Annotated in this window: 3 protein-coding genes and 1 pseudogene; all 4 read left to right on the top strand. The window is 40.1% G+C overall.

Annotation, left to right across the window (positions count from 1 at the left end; all coding sequences use genetic code 11):
• Positions 1-378 (top strand): annotated as a pseudogene (locus H5187_RS22350) (hypothetical protein); the annotation flags it as partial.
• Positions 375-5,051, top strand: coding sequence for an OmpA family protein (locus tag H5187_RS22345; RefSeq protein ID WP_182798380.1), 4,677 nt, complete (start codon positions 375-377; stop codon positions 5,049-5,051). The pseudogene H5187_RS22350 and the gene H5187_RS22345, both read left to right, overlap by 4 nt.
• Positions 5,052-5,117: 66 nt before the next feature.
• Positions 5,118-6,197 (top strand): PD40 domain-containing protein, encoded by a 1,080-nt coding sequence (locus H5187_RS22340; RefSeq protein ID WP_182798379.1) that lies wholly within the window; start codon positions 5,118-5,120, stop codon positions 6,195-6,197.
• A 1-nt stretch (position 6,198) separates the two neighbouring features.
• On the top strand, positions 6,199-6,503 hold a 305-nt coding region (locus tag H5187_RS22335; RefSeq protein ID WP_182798378.1), incomplete at its 3' end, for a hypothetical protein.

The following is a 6,503-nucleotide window of genomic DNA, read 5'->3' as shown; positions in this document are numbered from 1 at the left end:
GATTTAGGCTTTAACACCCAATTTACGATGCAGTATTTAAAAGTATCCCCTTTCGGCGATTATATTTCTTTTTTATCAGAGGGGCTTGGATACCCTAAATATTACTGGGTTAATTTATCAGACCCCAGTAAGCGCATTACAAAACCTTTCAAAACAGGGGGTTATTTTTTCTCAGATAAAAAAAATAAAGTGTTAAGTAAAGGGTTTAAAGATTCGACTGATTTAATGGGGAATGGTCAGTATTATATAGATGACTTTTTTTATGAATTTGATTTAAATACTCAGCAAACACGAGAAATACCAATTAAAGAAAATGATATATGGGGCATGGGAAATATATATATTTTTGACGTGTTTAATATCAAGGATGAACAATGACAGAGCAATTGAATACTGGGCAATCTAGTTTTCCTAAAGCGTATTTACTCACGGGTTATGTTAATAGAGGCGAGCCAATCAGTAAGCTCACCCCGCTGTTTAACCGTGTGGTGGTGGCTGATAGCGATGGAGCTGCACCAATACTGTTAAGCAGTGATGAAGGCGCCGTGCTTGAGGCTGTTGATTACAAACAGTTGACGACACGAAACCCGTTTCATGCTCATAAAAACCGACCTATTATTGTGCCGCCGGTTGATGCGATAAGCTTGTTAGCGGCAAGCCAAGGTGATAAGTGGTTTGAGGCATTTAAAACTGAACTAGGAAGTTATAAGGGCAAGATTAATACCCTTATTTATCGACAGATTGCAGTTGCAGATTTAAAGCGCCCTGATAGTAAAGATAAAACCTACAGCGACTGGTATAACGAGCACATTATTAAGAGCAAGGTAACCCATATTTATGGTTATGTTATACCTAAAACACGGGCGCTGTTACTCAGTGTAAATCGCTCCATTCCGTTGGCAGGCGGCGATGGTAATGTTGAAATAGTAAAAGGTACTGAAACGCCAATTAAAGGTTTTTTTAATACGGAGGATGAGCTCGGAACTGAAAGTAAAGTTTATAGTGCGGTTATAAATAACAATGATCAAAAATTGAGCGCTGGTTTATATAAAATACGCGTTAAATTAGATTCAAGAACTCTTAGGCCGCTTGGTAACCGTTGGAGCCAAAACGCTCTTAGCTATGATGACAGTGGCACCCCTTATTACGAACTCAGCGAAATGTTGCATTTTGACATTCAAAATGAAGCGGGTGAGTTTGATATTATTAACTGCGACCCAATTTCTGTTGAAGAGTCGCTGATTAAGCAGTTTCCGAGTTATTACACCCACTTAATTAACTTTGCAAAAAACACGGCCTCTGCCCCTGAAGGTTTTGACCCTAATGAGCCAAAAAAAGGCTTGCCTGAATATGGCTCGCCCGATGCCAAAATGCCGAATAGCAAACCCACGGCAATTGCCGGTGGCTTTTTAGATTACTGTACAAACTGGGAATTAACTAAAACCCGTGCCAGCCTTGCTGCGGGCTTTTTAGTTGCCGACATGCAGCAATATGTTGATGCCGATGGCGTACACCATGATAACCGAGGGAAATTTGCCAAGTTAGTTGCTAAAACGCTGCATACCCACTTTCAAACTAACCAGGACCCTGCAGTATCGGCAATGCTTGATGCTACCTTTGCACTTGATAGCGGTGTTGATGCTTGGGTTAAAGTGAGGGAGGCGTTAACTAACCCCAGTGGCGTGACAGCAAGCGATGCATTAAGGGAAAGATTCTTGCCTTTTAGTTTAGCTAACGGTGGTTTAACTGATAATCAGGAACGGCAATTCAATAATACCTTCGGTAGTAAGTTAGGTATTCCTGCGAGCGTACTTAACGTATTAGATAAGTTTATTAATACCGTTGATTTAGCTGTAAGTATTTGCGCGTTTAGTGAGGCGACCATATCGTATTTTGGTGAAGCGGAAAACACTTTAAACACCAGTGTTAATCATTATAAAAGAGTGGCTGATGATTATTTTGCCCGTTTAAGCGAGCGCGAAGTAAGCCATGATGTGGTTATTCAGAGCCAGTTTGAACTTGACAGTGACGTTGTGAGTGAGAAGTACCAAAATGAAATAATATCGCGTAGCCAAATTATTGTTGAAGGGCTGCTAGCAAACCCTAATGCAATGGTTGATATTTCAGGGTATACCTGTGATATCGGCGGCTTTGAATATAATAAAAAGTTGTCTTTAAGGCGCGCTGAGGCTGTTAAAACTATTTTAGCTGAACAAATGATTAGCCGCGGTATGGATCATAACCAAGTTGAATCTCGCATGCGGGTATATGGGTACGGCATGCTTGAGAACTTGGTTGATAACGACTCAGAAGCCCAACGTGCAATTAACCGGCGGGTAAGCCTTAAAGCTTATATTGTCAGTAGCCTTGCTGTAAGTGCTTCTCGTGAGGGGCTGAATAATTTAGAACGTTACCGTAGCTTAAGTGTTGAGAAAAAAATCGCACGCTCAAAAGAGGGCGACAAAGCATTAATGGCCGCGCTTGACACTGCGCTTGCGGTATTAAGTGTAATACCTCATACCGCGCTTGTGGCACGTTCAATTGGGCTTGCTAAAGCGGTGGTAGACGCCGCGCCTCTTGTTACTCGAGGCGTTGCTGCCTTAGCTGATGAAATAATGACAGATAATATATGCAAACAATATTTAGCAGTTGATGATAGGCAAAAACAGCAAAGCGAACGAAGTAGCGCCAACCAAGCACTGATGCGTGATTTAGTAACAGAGATGAACAGTAACCACACCATTGCTAATAGCACTTTATGGGCGGCGCAATACAGAGTAAGAGCTGAAGCCATTGCGGGTTTAGTGGGTTTACTACTGAGAGCGCAAGTGTATGCAAGCAACAAAGAAGACTATATCAACAATGCAAAAAAATTAGAGATTCAGGCCTATATTGAAAACTTTTTACTCGGCGATGAGTGGGCGTATCCGCTAATAGATAACGCGGTAATAAAAATGGATACGTTTTGGGTTAACTTAGTTGAAAACGTAAATAAAATGAAAGGCTCTGGTGCAGCTGAGCGGGAATACCAATTAACCTATGGTGTAAACCAAGACTTTAAATTAACCGCCGCGAGTGACCGAAAAATATTATACGACAACCACGTACAAGTAATGGATGAAGAAAGATCAACAGCAAGTTTGATAGGCATGGTTAGCCCTGCGCTTGGGTTTTATATGATGTCTAAAGCGCCAGTGTCTTCCTTACAAGGTTACTTACAAACACAGTATCAAAAGTATTTTCCGATACATACTTTAGGCACTAATGAGCTTGACAACTTTATTGATACTTTTGACCCATTAATGATGCAATACGGTGAAGCAAATTATCATTGTAGTGTGATGTATTACCAAGATGTTAATACTAAAAAATGGCACTTAATGAGTGATTTAGGGGATGAATCAATTACCCCATTTACACCGGTTAGAGTGCTGGTGGTGTTTGATGAAACGATGGCCCATATAGCACCGCTCACATTTGAAGTGAAGCGTATAGATGGCTGGGATGTAACCAGTATTAAGTATTCAGAGCTTGCACGTGCGCTGACCAAAGATGAGCTATTTATTAATCAAGATGGTTTTGATGAATCGCGTTATATAGGTATGGTTGGCTGTGTATTTCAGCCATTTTATCAACTTGGGCCTAAAACGTATTTAGGTATAAAGCCAACCGCTCATTCAGCGGCTTTTTTGTTACCTGGTATTAATAGCGCAGATGATTATGCTGACTCTGGTCGCCTAAATAATATGCGCTATAGAATCAGGTGCCAAGTGGCTAGCACGACAAGTGTAGATTTACCGCTTAAACAAACACCTTCACAAGGCCCCGTTGAGTTTGATGGGGTACTTAGTTTTATTGAAGACGACTTTTTAGTAAGTGTTGATAAAGAAAAACACAGCTCGCTGTTAATTAAAGACTACCTAACAAGCTATGATTCAAGCTTTGCCTACCCTGCGTTATTTGATGGTGAAAAAACCGTTACTATGGCAATTAGAATTGGGGGAGAAGGCGCGCCATTTATCTCATTAGCGAATTTAAACAATGAGTATTTAGAGGGACCTTACAAAAAAACTACTTATGAAGAGCTTTATAAGCGCGAGCTTTGGGCAAGTGCAATAAAAAACAACCTTACCATCACTCGCCACGGTAATAGCCTTAAAATTGAAAAATATGATTGGAATACTGAAATTGAAGTTTTTGTCGTGGTAACCGCCGATAGGTTACTTGAAGATAATTACAGCAAAGACCTGATCAACCTAAACTCCAATACTATTCCGTGCTTTTTAAGTATGACGGGTATTTCGTCAAGTTGGCCTAAAGACAGTGAGTTGCAAGGGCCTACTTATCCCAGTAATTTAATTAATATTGGTGAAATTGAACGTTCTTTAACAGGTGGTTTTAACAGAGGCAAAATACGTGATAATCACTATAAACTAACAAGACGACGCAACGTAAAGGGGCAGTCTCAACTTCGCGATTTTATTTCATTTTTAAGAAGTGATTCTCAAGAGCAAGAGAAAGAGGTACTCTCGTTGTTTAATTGGCATAACAAAAAAGCTGAGTTAGACAAGCAAGGCCAAACTGAGAAAAAGCATTTGTATGTCGCACGTTTTAAACTGGATTATAAGACCCCCAAAGGCAATACCGTAAAAGGTATTCGCCCTTTTGGTAAAGTGGATATAAACGCTAATGGCTCGGTTGATGAATCACCTAAACTATGTTTTAAAGAGTTTAGAACGGCTGGTAATTCAGGTATACACGTTGCCGACTTTAGCACTGTTGATGGCTTGTTATTCGATGATACATACAGTCACGGCTTTGCCCTAGAGGTGGAGTTACCGAAATCAGTAATCAATAACGCGCCATGGTCTAAAGCAATGAATAGTACACGCTATAGCAAACTCGAACCGCACTTGAGCGATTATCAAAAAGGCTTTTATGATTCAAATGACATGACTGTTGATGAAGTTAAAGAGTGGTTTGAGGTCCATTCGAAAAGTTTAGATGAAGTCAGTATCGAGGCTATAAATGCTCGCAAACTAAGTGATTAAACATTGCGTAATAAAAAGCTCATTTATATGAGCTTTTTTATTGAATTTTTTTAAAGGGATATTTAGATGTTTTCGACAAAGAGTCATAGTGTTCTTACATTGGCTTTCATTTTAATTGTGTTTTTAACTGGTTGCTCAGAGCCTTCATCGCAAAGTTCATCGCAAACTCAGGCGGAACTTCAAGCTGAGCTGGCTAAATACCCATGGGCTAAAGAGCATAAAAACCACCCAGAATGGCCAATGGAAATACGTGAAGAGGTGTATGGCGATGCAGATACCTTCTCAACCCCGCGGTTAATGTTTTGGAATAAATACAAATACAGCGAGGTTTATACGCTGTGGTCATCAAAACTCGATGGCTCAGACAGACGCCGTATTATTCCAGAAGAGGTCTTTCAAAAGCTTGAATCTATTAGTATACATGCACCAGCTCGCTCACCAGATAACCGTTATATCGCTATTTCGGGTTATATAAATGACCGAGCGACGCGCCAGCTGTACGACACTAAAGAGAAAAAGCTAATCACCATGTCAGGCGGTGGCGGCTACCCGTGGTTTAATTGGACCTCAGACAGTAAAAACGTCATTTTTTACTCAGATGGCAAAAACTTTAATTACCATATACCAACAGGGGAGCTAACCCCACGGCCTCAAATTCACCACAGCGGCGCTGCTTTTTTACTGCCTGGTGATAAAGAGTTTTTAGCAGTAAAGCACGATGGCTTTTGGATACATAAATTTAATGGCGAAATAGTGCGTAAAGTTAATTTTGGTTTTCCGAAAGCGTGGGAGATGAAAAACCACCGTATTTCACCGGATGGAAAATATTTAGCGTTTATGACTCATGGCAGAAAAGACTTCCATTTTCACTGGGTGAATATTGCAAACCCTGAAATAGAGCATTCAGAGAAAGGAACAGGTGGTGGAGTTATTTTTTCTCCAGAGGAAGATTATCAATTAGAGTATACAATAAAGCACTCGCAAGAACGTGATGAAAATGGGTTTTATCTTTCAGAGCGTGTCATCAGAACAAAAAACATACTAACAGGTGTGCAAACTGAAGGGTTAGTTAAAGAAAAAGGAATCTGGGGCATGAGAACTTTAGTCCCTGTAGCAATTACTAACTTAGCAGCACAAGGACAATAAAATGCATGACATGAGCAAAGGATCTGCAAGCCCGTTAGTGTATTTACTAACTGGATATGTTGAAAACAATAAACCGGTTGATAAATTAACCTCGGTAGCAAATCGAATTATTGTTGCTGAACAGCCTAAATCAGCCACTTATGATACAAAAAAGCCTATTGTATTAAAAACAAATAGCGCGGGTATTTTATCAACAATAAATAGTGACTCATTAGACGTACGCCAGCCATTTCATTCATACACTGCTATTAATCAACGACCTATTATTATTCCGCCAATGGAGTCTATAGGGCTTATTGCAAATAA

The organism is Pseudoalteromonas sp. SG44-1 (genome assembly GCF_014164315.1).
GTDB lineage: Bacteria > Pseudomonadota > Gammaproteobacteria > Enterobacterales > Alteromonadaceae > Pseudoalteromonas > Pseudoalteromonas rhizosphaerae.
This window is presented reverse-complemented; position numbering and strand designations above follow the sequence as displayed.